Genomic DNA, 18506 nt, shown 5'->3' with positions numbered 1-18506 from the left:
GTACATTCTTCCTTTCTTAAAGCAGCAAATCGAGGTACCACGATACCCAATCATCCGCAAAATAATATGTCAGTAATGTCCCGACGGCAATCGACGGAACGAAGGGAATTGGTTGTTTCCGTTTCACGCGTCCGAGTCCAAGTAACGTTAAGCCAAGAACGGAACCGACGAATGCCGAGACGAACAAGGCAATGATGACGTGAAGCGGTCCAAGGAAGATCCCGAGCAGTCCGAACAACTTGACATCCCCTGCCCCCATACCACGCCGGGAAACAAGAAAGATGACGAATAATAGAACGAATCCGACGATTCCACCAATAATTGGATTATACCAGTTTTCGAGTGGAGAAAGGTAGCGCACAATCAAGGCAATCGGCAAAAAGATGAGCAAAATTTTATTCGGGATCAGCATGTAGGCTAAGTCCGACATCGTCAAGATGAACAACAAGCTCGTCAGGACGAGCGTCAATGCGAGTTCCATCGACCAGCCAAACTGCCAGAAGGCATAGGCGTAAAGAATTCCTCCAAGTAATTCAAGCGCTGGATACTTGATTGAGATCGACTGTCCACAAGAGCGGCACTTCCCACCGAGCACAGCGTAACCGAGTACCGGTGTTAATTCGAGCGGTCCAAGAACATGTCCACACGTTGGACAATGAGAGCGCGGATGAACGATCGACTCCCCGACCGGAACGCGCAGACCGACGACGTTCGTAAAAGACGTGATGAGTAAGCCTAACAAAAAAAAATAAACCGTGAAGACGATCGTCATGACACGACCTCCCTTTCAAAAAAGTTCAGAAAAAAACCCCCGAGGAGGGGGTAGGAATTATTTCACTTCAACAGCTGATCGTTTAAGATCAGATGGATCTTTTTTCTCAAAGTAAGTATTTGTCGATTTTTTACTTGTGAGCGTGACTGTATAAGTATATTTTCCAGCACTTTCTTTCACAAGTACATAAGAATCTTTATACTCTGCATCTGAATTTAATGAATCTTTCATTTCATCGATATACTTACTTAATGATTCTTTACGAACTGGAACATCGGTACTAACTGCTGTTGATTTAATTTCGTTTCCACCTTCGTTGATTCCCAAGATAATTGATTCACCTGCTTGAATCGGATTTGACGAAGTATACAACTTCGCAGCCGATACTAATTGCTTCGCATCTGAAACGACTGCATCCTTACGCGAGTTCTCGATCAAACCACCGATTGCGACGACAGCGATTGCTGCAATGATTCCTAAGATAACGACGACGACGAGTAACTCGATCAACGTCAGTCCGCGCTCATCACGCATTTGTTTTGCATCTAACCAGATTTCTTTTAACCGTTCTACCATTTCATTATGCCTCCCTAGTACTTTTTTACTGTTCTTGGCTAGTAGGTAATACTATCCAGACGAATACTATTATAGTAGCACCATATTTTTTGTAGATTATGTCTTTTTTTCACAACAGGTAAATGTTTTTACAGTTGTCAACTTGCTTGAATATCCGAGTAAATTTTAAACATCGGTACGACGACGGCAATGACGATGACCCCGACAATCGCGGCCAGCACAACGATCAGCAACGGCTCAATGATCGACTTTAAACGGTCCGTCGTCGTCTCGACCTCGGTTTCATAAAAGTTCGCGACCTCCGTCAACATGGAATCAAGACGCCCTGATTCTTCACCGATTGCAATCATCTGCGTGACTAGAGGTGGAAAATATTTGTTTTTCTCGAGTGGTTCGTGCATCGGAATCCCGCGTGCCATCGCTTCGTTGGCACCGGCAATTCCTTTACGGATGATTCGGTTCGTGACGATCCGTTCCGTGATATCAAGCGACGCCAAAATCGGAACCGATGCGTTCAAGAGAACAGACAATCCACGCGTCATCAAGGCAATTTGTGACTTTTGAATCAATGGTCCAAAGACTGGGATCATCAATAAGAATCGATCAAAGAATAAACGTTGCCGTTCGTTTTTCAAATTGAAATACAGTAGACCAATCAAACCGAATGCAATCAACAGCATCACCCACCAATAGGCGACGAAGAAGTCCGACACCGCAACGACGAGTTTCGTGATCAACGGCAGTTCACTCCCGAGCTGATCGAAAATCGACGCAAACGTCGGCACGACGTTCATCATCAAGAAGACGACGACACCAACGGCGACAAGCGAAACGACTGCTGGGTAAATCAACGCCGAGATGACCTTCCGTTTGATTTCATATTGTTTCTCAAGTTGAGTGACGATGTTATCGAGTGCTTCCTCGAGATTCCCACTCGCCTCTCCCGCCATCGCCATACTGACGAAGAATGTATCAAAGACACGAGGGTGCTTTTCGATCGCTTGCGAAAACTGGATCCCACTTCGTAAATCGTCCTCGACCTCAACAAGCGCGCGTTCGAGTGGTTTCGACTCCGTCTGTTTTCGGAGAATTTCTGTCGCCTTGACGATTGAGACACCGGACCGCACAAGAGTCGCGAACTGACGCGCATACATGACGAGGTGTTCGATTTTCGGTTTGGCACTGAGAAACGTAATCTCGGTGTTCAAGCCTTTCGATTCTTGTTTTTCAAGCGAGGTCACAGCAATCTGATCCGTCCGCAACCGTTCTGCGGCTTCTCGTTTCGTCAGCGCTGTAATTTTGCCTTTTTTTCGTTTGCCGGCAATCGTCCGACCTTCATAAATGAATACTGCCATGTGTTCACCCCGATATGTACGGTGATGCAGCAGAAGCCGGAATCAATCCCCGACTGACGAGATCCTGCAATGCCATCTGCATCGTCTGCATGCCGTATTGTTTACCCGTCTGCAGGACGGATTGAATCTGATATTCCTTACCGGTCCGAATCAAGTTCGATACAGCTGGTGTATCGACCATGATCTCGAGAGCTGCGACACGTCCTGTACCGTCTGAACGCGGCATCAGGCGTTGCGAGACGACGCCCGCGAGAACGTTCGCCAGTTGAGCCCGAATCTGGTCTTGTTGCTCCGACGGGAAGACATCGATGATCCGGCTGACCGTCGAAGCGGCCGTCGACGTATGGACTGTCGCGAAGACGAGGTGACCCGTCTCTGCTGCTGTCACGGCTGTCGCAATCGTTTCAAGGTCTCGCATTTCTCCAAGCAAAATGACATCCGGATCTTGACGGAGCGCTGACCGCAACCCGGTCGCGAAACGTGGCGCATCGATCCCGATTTCCCGCTGATCGATCAGACTTTTATGATGACTATGTAAGTATTCAATCGGATCCTCAAGCGTAATGATTCGTTTGTACATCGTCTGATTGATTTCATTGATCATCGCTGCAAGCGTCGTCGATTTCCCGGAACCCGTCGGACCCGTCACGAGAATCAATCCGTGTGGTTTCGTTAAGAATCGTTTTAAGACAGGTGGCAATGCTAATTGCTCAAGCGTCGGCACCTCGGTCGGAATCGTCCGAAACGCCATCGACAAAGCGCCTCGTTGATAAAAACAGTTGACCCGGTACCGAGCGACACCGGTCACACCGAACGAAAAATCGATGTCCCGGTCCTGCTTCAGCTGTAGATACATCTCTTCCGTGATCAATGACTGCACAAATCCATCAATGATGATTGGTTTCATCTTCTCTGTCCCGAAAGGTGTCAACGTTCCGTTGATCCGAAAGACGGGCGGTGATCCCGCTGTCAAGTGAACGTCGGACGCCCCTCGTTCTTTTGACGAACGTAAAATATCTTCGATTTGTGCCCGTTCCATCGTACTGTTCATTCTGAAATCACCGTCCGTAAAATCTCTTCTGTCGTCGTAATCCCGTCCGCGACTTTTGATAGACCATCTGCAAGTAGGAATCGTTGACCTTGTTCTTTGACGTACACTGTGATGTCACTTTCCGTCGATTGGTTCATGATCATCCGACGTAGCACTTCGTCGATCATGATGACCTCTTGAATCGCAACCCGTCCGCGGTACCCTGTCATATTACAAGACGAGCAGCCGCGTCCACGCATAACCGTCGTCGCTTCAATTCCCTCTTGATCAAATAACTCTTGTTCTCGTTTTGAAATCGGATGGACTTCGCCACAATCGCGACAGACACGGCGAACGAGTCGTTGTGCAATCAATCCACTGACAGAAGCAGCAACAAGGAACGGTTCGACACCCATATCAATCAATCGCGTGATCGAACTAACGGCAGAGTTCGTGTGTAAAGTCGAAAGAACCAAGTGTCCTGTCAGCGAAGCACGAATAGAAATCTCAGCCGTCTCGATGTCTCGAATCTCCCCGACCATGACGACGTTCGGATCCTGACGAAGGATCGAGCGAAGACCACTCGCAAACGTCAACCCAATCTTCGCGTTGACTTGAACTTGATTGATCCCATCGACCTGGTACTCGACCGGATCTTCAACAGTGATGATGTTGCGCGACTCGTCATTCAACTCATTTAACGCAGCATACAACGTCGATGATTTACCGGAACCGGTCGGACCGGTGATCAAGATAATCCCATTCGGGCGCTTCAGCATCTCCCGGAAATGTGATTCGTTTCGCGAACTAAAACCGATTTTTGAAATCGAGATGTTCGAGTTCGAGCTGTCAAGAATCCGGATAACGACCTTCTCGCCGTAAACGGTCGGCAAGGTCGAGACACGGAAATCATATGGTAATCCGTTAAAGACATATTTAATCCGTCCATCCTGTGGCAAGCGTGACTCGGTGATATCGAGTTCACTCATGACTTTGATCCGGGTCGTCAGAATGCTTTGAATCTGCTTCGGATAGTTGTTCTCCGTTCGTAATTCTCCATCAATCCGAATCCGGATCGTCATCGACGTTTCCTGCGGATCCATATGAATATCCGATGCACGCTGGGCAATCGCGTTCTCTAGAATTTGATTGACGAGCCGGATGATGGGTGCATCTTCACGCGTCACGACATCACGGGATTGATCCGACTCCATCATGTCGTCGGATTCGAGTAGCTCCCGTAACGACGAATCAATGTCGTAGTATTTCAGGATTGTTCGTCTGATTTCGTCACGCGTCGCGATTCCGACATCGATTGATAGACCGGTCTGCATCCGCAAATCGTCGATCGCGATCAAATCCATCGGATCCGCCATGGCGATAAATAGACGATTTCCTTCCCGGTAAACCGGGACGAGTGTATGTCGCTGTGCGAGATCTTTTGAAATCAGTTTCGTGACGGCGACGTCAACTGGATAGTTGTACAGCTGGATGATCGGAATCTTCAATTGGTGATGTAGCGCCTCTAGTAATTGTTGTTCCGTCAAGTGACCAAGTCGAAGGAGTGCATCCCCGAGTTTTTCGGTCGACCGTTTGACCGTCAACGCCTCTTCGACTTGTTGCTCCGTCACGAGGCTTTCTTCGATCAACATTTCCCCTAAACGTTTTCGTTTCATTGCCATTTAACGTGTCATCCTTCCGCGTGCCATGTTTCTTCTTCCTCTAACACATCCGGTTTTTGATGTTTTTCATCCATTACACTCGTTACCGCTGCCGTCAACAGACATAAGACGACAATTCCGACGAGAACGAGTGGGTTCGTAATACAGTCGAGCTGGATGCTGAAGTAGATCAACGTCACGATCAAGATCGCCGCAACGGATAAAATCGCCTTTGTCGTCACAGTCGTCACGTAAGGGATCGTCACCGCAAACATCAGACCACAGATGATTGTCGCTAGACCGATGATGATACCGAGTTCAATTGCTATCGTCGTCCAGTTCATCTTGTTTCCTCCTTCTTATCCGACAGGTTCCCCTGTTGTTTCACCTTCTACTGGTGAAGCAGGATCACCCGTTTCGTTATTGTCAGGTGTATCGGGTGACGTCGGACTTGTCGGAGACGTTGGTGTATCTGGCGTCTCGACGCCATCTGTCTGCGGTTCATCCGTCGTTTGATCGTCTGTACCGTCTGTATTCGTTGAATCATTGGAATCATTCGTATCCGTCGAATCATCGGAGTTCGTGTCGTCTTCCGGTTCAGGTACGACGACAGGTGCTTGTTCTTCTTGACTACTCTTTGTGACGATTGCTGGGATGGCTGCGTAGAAATCAAGAGACAATAACTGCTTCTTCTCACCTTGAGCCGTCTTCGTCACGCGATAGACTTCAATCGATTTCCCTTCTTCTCCCGCTTGTGTATCACTCGTCGTTCCAGCTGTAAGCGTTGCAGAATAACGTGTGATCGTCCGGAATGGAATCGTTTTTTCGCCTTCAAGGACGGTCGTGACTGTTTCCTTGAACGGTGTGCCTCGCAATTCAAGCGTGACATCACTTCCATTTTGGGTCGCAATGACACGATAAATTGATGCTTGTGTATTACGAACGGCAAAATCTGTTTTTTCATCAATTTTGACGTCATATCCTAGTGTGATGCCATCTGGTAATGCCGCATGCGGCATCCGTTCGACGATTTCAAATGGCGTCTTTGCGAACAGTTCGTATAACTTGCTACCGACATACGAGCCTGCGACTGCATCCATACCGTACGTCTTGACATTCATTAATTGTCCCGGCTTGATTTCCACATTCATCATTGCCGTGATCATCTGTTCTTCAGCAGCAGACCGCGTCGAGAATGAAACCGTTGAAACGACCTCACCTGTTGGATCGACTGCAGCTTCCGATTGAGCAGGATCAAAGTTTCCTTCCTGTAACGTTTTACTCGTATCGATTAACCATGTCTTAAAGGCAACGAGTTGCTCATCCGAGTAACTGATCGGCTGCGTCGCTAAAAAATTCTCAAACGATGCTTCATCTACCGTTACCATCAAGTCTCCACCTTTTTTCAAAGAAGCTTTTTTGACAGAATCAGCGGCGTTGATCGTCACGACTTCTGTTGGAATCGGTGTCGTCTCTTCTCCCGTTCCAGTCGTCAGCGGCGTTTTCTTCGTCCACTCCGTAATCGCTTTCTCAACTTTCGATTGTGCTTCCTTTCGATCCATGCCACTAACTGGAACCGATCCAATTCGTGCCGTCTCAGAAAACGTCGTAGGTGCCGTTGCTTTACCGGTAAAGGAAATCAAGGCAAACGATGGTACGTAAATCAGGGCTACCAGTACAAGTAGCAAAAGTGTATGTATAGCAAAACGCTTCGGATTAATCATCATCTGTTTCCTTTCTGTATGAATTTAATCATTTCAGGTGCCTAGTATTTCCATTATAATGAATATTATGATGAAACATAAGTCCTATCCTGACAAATCCTTTCATGATCTGTGAATAGGTGCTGTTTTTGATTTTCTAGAAAAATCATTTAGGATCTTTCATCTTCATCTATCATGAAGTAGAGGTGAATCCATGCAACGCGAGCAAGGCGGTTTTTCGCTAATCGAAGTATTAGTCAGTATTACAATCTTATCTATTATATCGGTCTCTCTGATCAGCATTTTTTCTCAGTCACTAGCTGCCTCACGCGACAGTACGGAGTTGACGTTTGCGAATTATCTGGCAAAAAACGCAACCTCTTATATCAAACGAGAAGCTTTAGAAGCGACAAGTGATGAACCCTTCGCCTTCAGTTCTCTATCTACACAGGCAGACAAAGCGACTTATCTGAATGGAAAATATGTCATTCCAGAGCCCACGTCTCCTTCTTGTGAACTATCGGCTATTTGCTCATCAATCTTTACTAATCCTGAAATCAATAATATTGCCTTTGAAGTCAAATACAGTGTGACACCTCGGAAACTCGAAGGAGTCGTTAATCCGAATCTCCTCGACCTCCATGTATTCGTCTACATAGAAGGAACAACTGAACCGATTACATCATTGAAAGGATCGATTACGAATGCGACGCTCAATCAAAGTTTTCCGACAACAAAATGACGGCTTCTCGCTCGTCGAACTACTCGTCGCCATCGTCATTGCCTCGATTTTCAGTGCTGTCATCCTGACTGTGTTCATCTCTGGTACGAAAAGCTTTCGGGCAACTGGAATCATCAGTGAACTGCGTAGTGAAGCTGATAGTCGAGTCGGTATCATATTAAACGAAATCAGTGGATTTGATGCGATTCGGATCGATGAAGCAAAACAGTTATCGTTTTATAAACGAACACTTCCTGTTTTGAACGCAGACACTGGATTACTTGAACGCGCCAGTGGATTTGAACCTTTTAACGCAACAGAAGAAGCATCTGCTTCAGAGAAGGAAGCGACACCCGTCCGTTATACGTTCGCAGAACAAACTTTAGACAGCACCGAACTAACGTACGAATCGACACCACAGTCGATCGACGACCAAACGGAATTACTTCAAACGTTCAAGTTATCGAGTCCCGAGTATCAAACCATTACATCAGGAACATATCCGGGGCGCTACGTCATTCACGGTATTTTAACGATTACAACTACAATTCAATCGACAGATCAAGAAGAAGTCCAGACCTTCACGAGTACGATTGGATTTTAACTCAGAAAGGAACACGGTATGCGTAAATCCGAACAAGGCTATACATTACTTTTCGTTCTTGTGACTTTAACCGTCCTGTCTGTCCTCGCTGTTGCGACGATTGGCATCAGTTTACAGTCAACTCGCCTAACCGAAATCCGCGAGACGGATATCGATGTCGAGACGACGACACAAAATGATCTTGATTTAGCAGTCGCCTCCCTCCAGAATATCGTTTCAAAGACGACTGGGACTTCACCAACGACTTCTTCTCAAGCATTATTTGAGAATCTCGACAGCTCTATCGTCTTACCCTTAAAAACAATCGTTCCGAACGTGACCGTCAAGCTAAATGAAGCCGCATCGAACGTTCGTGTCAAAGCGCTTGATTTAACAGCGACAGTTTCAAAACAAAAAGGCGATCAGCCAGCAATCAAAAAAACGTATCGACAACGTGTCTATTTGTCTGCGATTCCTAGTTTTTTGTACTATACGTTAGGTTCAGATGATCAAGTCATCTTAAATGGCGCTCCCTTGATCGAAGGTAATATTTTTTCCCGCAACGCCCTGCAAGCAACTGCGACCCCGATATTTAAATACAACGATGAGGATGGGATCTTCACTAATACCAAAGCACTTCCTTATATCGCAGGTCAGGTACGCGTTTTTCAAGAGAAGAATCAGCCATTACTGAAGTGCGGAGATTACCTTGTGTGTGATAAAACGATTTTTGATCCGAAAGGTGCAACAGAGCTAGTATCAACGAAAGAAACACTCGTTCCGTTCGATTTTGATTATGCGTTGAACGACTTTCTGAAACTACCGGTGAATACGCCTCTTACACAAGTCGCGTCTACATTGAAAAACTCCTCGATTCCACAATCTATATTAACGGGACCTTTTTTAACAGAACTTGATACAAAGCGACAAATGATTAGTCCAGCATTAAACACAGGCAATACCGTGACATTGACAGATGATCTTGTTCAAGAAACACTCGAACCTTTAATCATTAACGGGAACTTAACGATCTCTTCCTTGAACCCTTTGACCCAGCCGCTTGAGATCAAGCGTCCTCTCGTCGTTCTTGGCAACTTACTGATTCGAGGAAATGTTGGATTTGCAACGACGATTTATGCGACCGGAACAAGTCGTCTGGATGACGCAAACATTCAAGGGCTGACTTCAACAGCTAAACAAAATACATTGATTTTACTCAGTAAAGGAAATCTCGTCATTAACCGCGTCAATAAATTTTCGACGCCCCAAACAACTACACCTGATTTAAATGCCTTTCTATATAGTGATGACAATCAAAAAAATACGATTTACTCTGTAGGTTCGACGATGAATGTACGCGGTGGTATTTTTACGAAGGGTAATCTAGAAGTCAACGCCTATCGTGGAAAATTGGACTTACCAGAAAATGCGTTTCCTGCAAACGTAAGAGAACTCGAAAAACTGATGGTCGCTAACAAATCATCTGACTTTGAAGCATCCCGTCTACGTATGGCGTATGATGCGACGGTATTAAAAAATCCAACAGCCTTACTTCCACTTAATCGAGCGGTCCAATTGTATGTCGAAACACCAAAACGCGTTCAACCGTAACACACATAAAAAAGAGTCATTCGCTTGCGACGAATGACTCTTTTTTGACTAGAATTTTGTTGCTCGGTATTCCTTAGCGAACTTTTTCACCTTTTTGCTTTCTACCGTTGCACCGTTCTGTTCTAACATGGCGTACAAATCTTTTCGATTTTGTTTGACCGTTTCATAGACAGGTTTCTCTTTCCCACGATTCGAATCAGCTCCTGCTTCTAACAACAGTTCAATCGCTGCCTCATTTTGATCTAGTGTCGCATAAAAGAGTGGTGTATGACCAAAGTCATCGATCCGATTGAGCTCTTTTTTCGACGCTTTTTTTATCAAAAGAGCATACGCATCAATCGATCGATTCACACTCGTTGCAACATGAAGAACCGACTGACCTTGTGCATTCAATTGGCTGATTTTTGCACCTTCTGCCAACCATTCAGCGACCGTGCTACGCGGCGCGAACTGCGCCGCATAAAACCAGTTCGCTTTATTTTTTACGGTCTGCTCATCAAGAAGGAGTTTTGCTTTGTCAAAAGCGAGTGTTTCCTGGAAGCGACGGATGTAACGATTTTTCTCCTTTGTTGATAAAGAAGCATCTTTTAATGCGTTCGCAAGTCGTTCTGGTTTTTCTGAACGCAGTCCTTGTTCCAGTGCTGCTTGTTGATTTGATTTCGTAACATATATCGCTCCCCCGATTCCAATAATGATTAAAATCAAGAGGATGACAATGATTCGTTTGCGTTTCATAGATAGCGTCCCCACTTCTTAATAAACATCTCCATCCAAGTCTGACGTTCCTGACTCAGAACCGATCGTCACCTTGAATGTCGTCGTTAGTGGTGTTTTTTGATTGTCTTTCATGACTTCGAGCACATCTTTGTTTTCTTTTAATGCCGTTACTTTGATGCGTGCCACACCTGGACGAAGTGGTTGTAGCGCTTGTCCTGTCGGATCAATTTTGACGTACTCCTTACCCTGAAGCACTTCCAACCGATAGAAGCGTTCTGTCGTCGTCACTGGGAACCAGCGCAGAATCGGTGATTTTTTATCATCCTTCATCGTCATCGCGATATCATCGGCTGTCAGATTGAGTGGGTTCTCACGTACTCGTACAAGCGTCTTCGCGACTGTATCCGGGAAATCAGTTAACTTCAACAACGCTTCGACCGGTCCGTTTGGTGTGCCGGTTTTACCCGTGATCGTATAACCCGATGCCGTCTGTTTCAATTCAATTGCATTACTAACAGTTGAAGTCGTAAATGGTAATGGATAGTTCGGATTGAATGTCGCCGTTACATCTTGATTCGATCCAACCCACAGTTCCAGATTACTTGGGGAAACGGATAATTCTGGCAACTTGACTTGAATCGTATACGTCGTTGATTGGGCAAGATAAGTCGAGCTTCCAGCTGTCGCAGGTACGACGGCTTTGACCGTGACTGTGCCTGGTGTTTTTCCTGTCAACTCCAACGTATTCTTAGTTAAGCCACTTGTCGTAACACGCGAATCATTCGTTATGATCCACTGAATCGGCGTATTGCTTCCCGATACCATCGAAGCGATTCCTGTCATTGATTTTGTTTCGCCGACATATAACGTATCTGGCACGTTTCGGACGATGAGTCCTCCGAACACATCATTGATGACAAGTTCAGAAGTCGCCGTCAACTCTTTACCGTTTCCGACTGGTACGACGAGTTTAATTTGTGTCGTCCCGACTTTTTTCGGCTTGATGACACCAGCTTCATCGATAGATGCGATTTCTGAATCTACGATTGACCATTTTAACGTGCCGTACTGACTACCTATAGGACTGATTTCTGGTAAAACTTTATATGATGGTGTCGTGATATCCATCTTGACGGACGGAATTTTCGCACTTGTCGCATAGGATGGTGTCAGTGCATAACCAATCGTCGGAAAAGCTTGTGGATCATTGGTGACAGTTGTTGATTTATCTTTTCCGTTCTTTTTATCTCGGTAGACGTTTTTCGTTGATGTCAGCGTATTATCTTTTTTATCAAGCACATGAACTCCTGCAGTGTCTTTGGCACGCACTTTGACAGTGAATGTTACTTCTGATTGATCTGCGATCCATTCACCTTTATGAACACCTGAAATCGCCTCATCGTATTCGATATCCGGTAGTCTCCCTTTTATCGTCTGACCAGTTATATTCGTTCCTGTCAGACCCGTCGTTGAGAGTATCTCAAGGTTACTAGGAAATTGTTCATTGAACAGGATATTTTCCATCGTTACTGAGAATTGTCCCATGATGTATCCGTTGTTACCAATGGCATCCTTTTGCATCATCGGAGACGTTTTGACGGTGTAGGTGATATCCGCTGTTTCCCCTTTTGGAATCGTAGCTGGATCAATCGAGCGCGAAAGGACGAAAGGCATAGATGCAGCGGGACGAACGACTTGAACCGTTCGTGTCTCAATTGTTTTGGCTCCTCGTTGATCCTCTGCTTCAATCCGGATCGTCACACTCGTCTTCCCTTTGAGCTTTGAATCGAATGATTGACTAACGAACGAGTTATTTTTCAATTTATTGTTTTCAAAAACTTTCTCATCATCAATGTAGATGCGCGTCTTTAACTCACGATCTTGTAGGTCGTAGTCGTTGACTTGATACGAGATCGTCAACGGTTCGTTCTCGAGGTAACTTGATTTATCCGTTGGTAAGATATTCTTGATTAAAGGCTTATGGTTCGCACCAATGAAAGCACGGTACATCGTGTTTGAGAATAGTTCTTTTTCTTGTTGTTGATTAAAGCTCGAAGTATGCCCTGCTCCTGAATACGTAACGTTTCCTTTGGTATACATATAATAGTGGTTGCGTGCATCACCAATTGTTCTTCCGGCAGCCTGATTCGAACTACTGAGGTTGTTTTCACGGATGTTATACCATGGAATCAAGTCCGGTTGTTCAAGATCCAGACCAAAGTATTGATTGTGTGTCGTTGCGATAGCAACCGTATCAGCTAAGGCAAATGGATAAGAAGTCATGACGCCCGCATTTTGTTTGACTGCTTGACCCGATGTTCGAGGTGCCGCGTACCCCATGTTCGTAAAGTTCTTTTGACCTGCGAGATCTGCAAACTTTGTTTCCCAGAATAGCTCTGGTTTGCTGGATTGTGCCGGTCTAAAGATCGTATCATGTGTCAGCATCAAACCTTGCCCCGTATTCGTGAAGTTAAGAATAGCATCTGATGCAGGATCACTTAGTGAAGCTGCACCATACGAATCCTGAAAACCGAAGATTAGCATATCATAGGATGTATTTATATTTTTACTGGCATACGTTTTGTTAAACGTGTCCGCAGAAATGACTTCTACATTGAAGTCATATAACCCATCTTGTTTTAACAATGAGCCCGACATGAATCCATTAATGGATCCATTTGAGCCCGAACGCGTGACTTGTAAAATTTTTGCTTTAGCTTCTTGATCCTGCATTAAAAAGCTTCCCATCTTATAATCCGTTAGCCCATCTTCACTTACGAGTCGAATCATCCAATTCCGTGGTCCCGTATAACTTGGTGCATCAAAGCGATACGATACTGAACCAGAAACTGTAGCTACTTTCTCGTCGACTTTCTCCGACTCATCAAATTGGTCGTTACTATTAAAGTCAATATACAACTGGACACGTGTATTAGCCGTAGTTTGATCAAGCGTAAAATTAAAATCAATTGGTTTATCTGGTGAAGCCGGTGCTGCTTTATCCACCGATGTTAACGATTGACCAGCCTGCGAAACCGCTACCTTGCTTAAACGAGGTCGTTCAATTTTTTCGGATTGTAATCGGGAGACGACCTGTTTTGAATCCGTATAGGCAATCGCAGCACCAGACGTCATGCTTGGCTTAAAAATCGAAGTGAAATTACTCGTTGCATGTGTTAACACATCAGCGTGTAAAAAGACGGGTAATCCTTTTTGAATATAGTTCGTCAAAATCTCATTCGCTTTTAACTTCGTAATATCATTCTCAATTTTACTCGTATTATGTTTTTTGGATGTATCAGATACTGTAATCGAATAACGGTCTGTTCCAGTAAAAATAGATGGATCAAAAACGATCGCATCAAATGCGCCATCAAGTGGAAAACGAGACGCATTCAACTCTTTGACCGTCATCATCTTGATTTCGTATTGACTAGTATTCAAGTCTTTTAACAGTGACAACGATGTAATGGTCGTTCCCGGGTCAATCCGGTTCGTCGTCGACCAGTCATCTCGAATCTCTAAAATCTTAAACTTTTCACCCGTTGCCGCTTTGGAATGTGGCTCATGTATATACGTAAAACTTGAAAAAATCAGTAAGATGGCTAAGGCTAGACGGACCCACTGTTTCATCACTTATCGTCTCCTCATCGTGTCATTGAGATATGGGACTATACTCCCCCATTTCATTATAACGAGAGAATGCGGATTTTCCCTATTTTGTAAAAATAGAAGCGTGATAATGCCGCACTTCACTGATGAAATAGAGTGATCCCGTCACGACGTATGTCCGGTTTACTTCTAATTGCTCGAAGAATGCTTCGACTGTCGTTACGTTTGCTCCGTCTTGCTTCAACTCATCAAGTGTCCGCGCACGCGGAAAATCAAATGTCGTTTCGTAAATATCTGGTGTGATGTTGCGTAACTGCTCAAGCATCGCTGTCCGATCTTTGTCACGCAAAATCGAACAAAGCAACGTCACCGGCTTCGATTCCTCTTTTAAGCGTTCAACGAGTGCCGTGATGCCTTCCGGGTTATGGGCACCATCGAGAATGATCCGTGGTTTGCGGGAGATGATCTCAAACCGTCCCGGATGTTTTGCTTCCCGTAATCCTTTTCGGATTGCCGCTTTCGACCAGCCGAGGCGCCGCGCACAAATGACAGCGTTCGCCGCATTATGAACTTGATGATGGCCTTCGAGCCCTAAGCGTGTCTCTGGTATTCCATCGTATGTCGCCCAGGTACCCGTCTCTTTTAATCGATAACGGATGATCGCTTCCTGACTCCATTTCAACGTTGCATTTCGGTCACCGCAATATGCCATTAACGGCACCGTCAGTTCTTCTTGCAGTTTCCCGGCAATGACCGGTGTCCCCTGTTTAATGATCCCGAACTTTTGTAAGGCGATCTCTTGGAGCGTATCTCCGAGAATCGCTTGATGATCGTGGCCGATTGATGTGATGATCGCTGCGACCGGCTTCTTGAAGACGTTCGTCGAATCATACAACCCACCGAGTCCGACTTCATAGATGACGAAATCCGGACGAATCTGATCAAAATAATAGAAAGCAAGTCCTGTTAATGCCTCGAACTCAGTGACCGTACCGAGTGCCGGATCGATGCGCCCGATGGCAGCTTGAACAGCGATCGCAGCTGCGACGAGATCATCTTCTGCAATCGGTACCCCGTTCAACATGATCCGTTCCTCGAACTGAATGATATACGGCGACGTAAACGTCCCGATTCGTAATCCTTCCGCTATCCCCATCTCACGTAAGAACGCAACCGTCGATCCTTTTCCGTTCGTGCCAGCGACATGAATCGTCGGAATCGCGTCCGGGTCAATCTGTAATCCCAGTAACATCGCCTGCATCCGTTCAAGACCCGGTTTGACACCGAATGCTAGTAAGCTCGATAACCAATCCAATACATCTTCTCGCGTCCTCATGCTGTTCGCTCCTTTAAAAAAAGTGGCTCAAGGAGACTTGAGCCACTGCTGTAATTAGTGTGAGAGTTCGTTGATACGTGCTTCGACAGCTTGACGTTTTTCCGTATAATCAAGTGCCTTCGCTTTTTCTTCATCAATGACATGTGCTGGTGCTTTGCCGACGAAGCCAGGGTTGTTGAGTTTTTTCTCGACCCGTTCGACTTCTTTCGTATACTTGACGAGTTCTTTATTCAAGCGCGCGATTTCTTCCTCGATGTTGATCAAGTCCGCGAGTGGGATGAACAATTCTGCTCCCGTTACAATCGCACTCATTGCTTTTTCTGGCGCCGGCATCTGTTCTTCAATCCGGAGTTCAGACGCGTTCGTGAACTTTTGCAAGTACGAGCTGTTTGACGACAAGTCGTCTTGAACACGTGCGTCATTCGTCGAGATGAACAGTTGGATCTGTTTCGACATCGGTGCGTTCACTTCCGCGCGGATGTTACGAACCGAACGGATGACGTTCTGAACTGCTTCGAATGCTGGAACAGCTTCCGGGAAGTCGAGTGATGCCTCGCGTGTTGGCCATGCAGCACGTGTGATCGTCTCACCTTCATGCGGTAAGTGTTGCCAGATTTCTTCCGTGATGAACGGCATGAATGGATGCATCAGACGCATGATCCGGTCGAGCGTATAGGCAAGAACCGAACGCGTCGTCTGCTTCGCTGCTTCATCTTCCCCGTTGAGCGGTAATTTCGCCATCTCGATGTACCAGTTACAGAAGTCTTCCCAGATGAAGTGATAGAGAATACGTCCCGCTTCACCAAACTCATATTTGTCCGACAGACGCGTCACATCGTCGATCGTCGTCTGTAAGCGTGTCAAGATCCATTTATCTGCGAGTGACTTCTCACCTGTCAAATCGATCTGATCAAACGTTAGACCATCCATGTTCATCAAGGCAAAACGGCTTGCGTTCCACAGTTTGTTCGAGAAGTTCCATGTTGCTTCGATCTTTTCCCAGTAGAAACGGAGATCGTTCCCTGGCGTCGATCCTGTCGTTAGGAACCAACGAAGTGAATCGGCACCATACTTCTCAATGACATCCATCGGGTCGATTCCGTTCCCGAGAGATTTCGACATCTTGCGTCCTTCCGAATCACGAATCAATCCGTGGATCAAGACGTCTTGGAATGGACGTTGTCCTGTAAATTCATACGATTGGAAGATCATCCGTGATACCCAGAAAGCGATGATGTCATAACCCGTAACGAGTGTCGATGTCGGGAAGTATTTTTGATAATCCGCTGCGTCCGTGTTCGGCCATCCCATCGTCGAGAACGGCCAAAGCGCTGAAGAGAACCACGTATCAAGAACATCGTTGTCTTGCTCCCAGTTCTCGATATCGGCTGGTGCTTCCTTGCCAACGTATACTTCGCCTGTTTCTTTATGGTACCAAGCCGGAATCCGGTGTCCCCACCAGAGTTGACGGCTGACACACCAGTCACGGATGTTTTCCATCCAGCGCACATACGTGTTCTCAAAGCGTTGTGGAACGAAGTTGACCTTGTCTGGTCCTTGTTGCTCCTCGAGTGCTTTTTGCGCGAGTGGTTCCATTTTGACGAACCATTGGAGTGAAAGATACGGCTCAACGATCGCGTCTGAACGCTCCGAGTGACCGACAGAGTGCAAGTGTGGTTCGATTTTGATTAGAACACCTTCTGCTTTTAAATCTTCAACGATTTGTTTCCGGCATTCGAAGCGATCCATACCTTCGTATTTCCCTGCGTTCTCGTTCATCGTTCCATCTTCATTCATGACGAGGACACGTGGTAACTCGTGACGGTTACCGACTTCGAAGTCGTTCGGGTCGTGCGCTGGTGTAATCTTAACGACACCTGTACCGAACTCCATGTCGACATAGTCATCGGCAACAATCGGAATCTCGCGACCAACGATTGGTAACGTGATTGTTTTTCCGACGAGGTGAGCATAACGCTCATCCTTCGGGTTCACGGCGATCGCTGTATCACCGAGCATCGTCTCAGGACGTGTCGTCGCTAGTTCAACGTGACCTGAACCGTCCGTTAGTGGATAGCTGAAGTGATAGAACGCACCTTCGATATCCTTGTAGATGACTTCGATATCCGAGATCGCTGTTTTCGTCGCTGGGTCCCAGTTAACGATGTATTCGCCGCGGTAGATCAAGCCTTTTTCGTAAAGTTTCACGAAGACTTCTTGAACCGCTTCCGACAATCCTTCGTCGAGCGTGAAGCGTTCACGCGAATAATCGAGTCCAAGACCAAGTTTTGCCCATTGTGCACGGATCGTTGACGCGTACTCTTCTTTCCATGCCCATGATTGCTCAAGGAATTTCTCACGACCCATTTCAAGACGTGATTGTCCTTCTGCCCGCAGTTTTTGTTCGACTTTTGCTTGCGTCGCGATACCGGCATGGTCCATTCCTGGTAGATAAAGGACGTCAAACCCTTGCATCCGCTTCATCCGTGTCAGCATGTCTTGTAACGTCGTGTCCCACGCGTGACCAAGGTGCAATTTACCTGTGACGTTCGGTGGTGGAATGACGATCGTGTACGGCTCTTTTTCTGGATCCTGATCGGCTTTGAAATAGTCACCTTTCACCCAAAAGTCGTACCATTTTTCTTCCGTTGCCTGCGGATCATACTTCGTTGGCATTGATAATTCCTGCATCCTGATCGCTCCCTTTTTGTCCATAATAAAAACGGCTTCTCTCGTCCTATGCTAAGGACGAAAGAAAGCCGTTGCTTTTTTCCGCGGTACCACCTTAGTTCATCCAAAATCGGATGCCCTCGAGCCACGTAACGTGTG

14 protein-coding genes and 1 other annotated feature (1 of these 15 running past the window's edge) are annotated in these 18506 nt (G+C 46.1%); of the genes, 3 read left to right on the top strand and 11 right to left on the bottom strand.

Annotation, left to right across the window (positions count from 1 at the left end; translation table 11 throughout):
* Window positions 1-16: 16 nt before the first annotated feature.
* The 7 genes from KNQ18_RS03350 to KNQ18_RS03320 all read right to left on the bottom strand — a co-directional run bounded on the left by KNQ18_RS03350 (window position 17) and on the right by KNQ18_RS03320 (window position 7121).
* Entirely contained in the window at window positions 17-772 is a 756-nt protein-coding gene (locus KNQ18_RS03350) for a prepilin peptidase (protein WP_215083841.1), read from the bottom strand.
* 57 nt (window positions 773-829) lie between these two features.
* Window positions 830-1348: a type II secretion system protein gene (locus KNQ18_RS03345; protein WP_215083839.1), complete on the bottom strand. Its 519-nt coding sequence runs from the start codon at window positions 1346-1348 to the stop codon at window positions 830-832.
* A gap of 137 nt (window positions 1349-1485) precedes the next feature.
* Window positions 1486-2703, bottom strand: coding sequence for a type II secretion system F family protein (locus KNQ18_RS03340; protein ID WP_215083837.1), 1218 nt, complete (start codon window positions 2701-2703; stop codon window positions 1486-1488).
* 4 nt (window positions 2704-2707) lie between these two features.
* Window positions 2708-3754, bottom strand: a complete 1047-nt coding sequence (locus KNQ18_RS03335; RefSeq protein WP_214771042.1) for a type IV pilus twitching motility protein PilT — start codon at window positions 3752-3754, stop codon at window positions 2708-2710.
* Window positions 3751-5415 (bottom strand): GspE/PulE family protein, encoded by a 1665-nt coding sequence (locus KNQ18_RS03330; protein ID WP_215083836.1) that lies wholly within the window; start codon window positions 5413-5415, stop codon window positions 3751-3753. The genes KNQ18_RS03335 and KNQ18_RS03330 overlap by 4 nt, the downstream gene beginning before the upstream one ends.
* Before the next feature lie 8 nt (window positions 5416-5423).
* Entirely contained in the window at window positions 5424-5738 is a 315-nt protein-coding gene (locus KNQ18_RS03325) for a hypothetical protein (RefSeq protein WP_215083833.1), read from the bottom strand.
* Window positions 5739-5753: 15 nt separating this feature from the next.
* Window positions 5754-7121 carry a G5 domain-containing protein gene (locus tag KNQ18_RS03320; protein ID WP_251133289.1) on the bottom strand — a complete coding sequence of 456 codons (1368 nt, stop codon included), beginning with the start codon at window positions 7119-7121 and terminating at the stop codon, window positions 5754-5756.
* A gap of 190 nt (window positions 7122-7311) precedes the next feature.
* On the opposite strand from KNQ18_RS03320, the gene KNQ18_RS03315 reads away from it, so the two are divergent.
* Genes KNQ18_RS03315 through KNQ18_RS03305 form a run of 3 tightly spaced genes read left to right on the top strand, consistent with a single transcriptional unit; the run spans window position 7312 to window position 10012 of the window.
* The gene (locus KNQ18_RS03315; protein ID WP_029342270.1) at window positions 7312-7839 is read left to right on the top strand and encodes a prepilin-type N-terminal cleavage/methylation domain-containing protein; all 528 of its coding nucleotides are present in this window, start codon (window positions 7312-7314) and stop codon (window positions 7837-7839) included.
* On the top strand, window positions 7802-8422 hold the full coding sequence (locus tag KNQ18_RS03310) for a prepilin-type N-terminal cleavage/methylation domain-containing protein (protein ID WP_215083832.1): 621 nt from the start codon (window positions 7802-7804) through the stop codon (window positions 8420-8422). The genes KNQ18_RS03315 and KNQ18_RS03310 overlap by 38 nt, the downstream gene beginning before the upstream one ends.
* A gap of 18 nt (window positions 8423-8440) precedes the next feature.
* A complete protein-coding gene (locus tag KNQ18_RS03305) occupies window positions 8441-10012 on the top strand; it encodes a type IV pilus modification PilV family protein (RefSeq protein ID WP_214805248.1) in 1572 nt (523 codons plus the stop codon).
* Between the two features lie 48 nt (window positions 10013-10060).
* On the opposite strand, the gene KNQ18_RS03300 is transcribed toward KNQ18_RS03305, so the two are convergent.
* The 4 genes from KNQ18_RS03300 to KNQ18_RS03285 form a co-directional block, all read right to left on the bottom strand.
* Complete coding sequence (locus KNQ18_RS03300; RefSeq protein ID WP_214805249.1) at window positions 10061-10747, bottom strand: ankyrin repeat domain-containing protein; 687 nt, start codon at window positions 10745-10747, stop codon at window positions 10061-10063.
* Window positions 10748-10765: 18 nt separating this feature from the next.
* A complete protein-coding gene (locus tag KNQ18_RS03295; RefSeq protein WP_215083830.1) occupies window positions 10766-14362 on the bottom strand; it encodes a GEVED domain-containing protein in 3597 nt (1198 codons plus the stop codon).
* Between the two features lie 82 nt (window positions 14363-14444).
* On the bottom strand, window positions 14445-15677 hold the full coding sequence (locus KNQ18_RS03290; protein ID WP_214771060.1) for a bifunctional folylpolyglutamate synthase/dihydrofolate synthase: 1233 nt from the start codon (window positions 15675-15677) through the stop codon (window positions 14445-14447).
* Between the two features lie 54 nt (window positions 15678-15731).
* Complete coding sequence (locus KNQ18_RS03285) at window positions 15732-18368, bottom strand: valine--tRNA ligase (protein ID WP_035396608.1); 2637 nt, start codon at window positions 18366-18368, stop codon at window positions 15732-15734.
* A 50-nt stretch (window positions 18369-18418) separates the two neighbouring features.
* Window positions 18419-18506 (bottom strand) — a binding site (T-box leader) (it continues 142 nt past the right edge of the window).

This window comes from Exiguobacterium sp. s78, assembly GCF_018618985.1.
GTDB lineage: Bacteria > Bacillota > Bacilli > Exiguobacteriales > Exiguobacteriaceae > Exiguobacterium_A > Exiguobacterium_A abrahamii.
This window is presented reverse-complemented; position numbering and strand designations above follow the sequence as displayed.